The 302-nt window shown below is 75.2% G+C and carries 1 pseudogene; it reads right to left on the bottom strand.

The annotated features are described in order from the left end of the window. Nucleotides 1-302, bottom strand: a pseudogene (locus DEIPI_RS40970) (hypothetical protein); the annotation flags it as partial.

Genomic DNA, 302 nt, shown 5'->3' on the forward strand with positions numbered 1-302 from the left:
TGCAGGTACAGGTCCGGTTCGGGCTTGCCGCGCGCGACGAGCCCGGGGTGGAAGACGCGCCCCTCGAAGCGCGGCAGCAGGCCCGCCGCGCCGAGCTTGAGACGCAGGCGGTCCTCGCGGGGCGTTCGACGCGACGGCGTAGGGAACGCCCCGGCGGTCGAGCAGGTCGAGGAGGTCCGTGACGCCGGGGATGGCGGGCACGTCCGCGAAGGCGGCGGCGAGGCGCGCGTCGAGTTCCGCGTCGAAGCCCGTGGGGCGTTCCCAGCCGTGGTCGGCGCGCAATCCCTCGTAGAGGGCGGTGA

The sequence above is a fragment of the Deinococcus pimensis DSM 21231 genome, assembly GCF_000519345.1.
Lineage (GTDB): Bacteria > Deinococcota > Deinococci > Deinococcales > Deinococcaceae > Deinococcus_A > Deinococcus_A pimensis.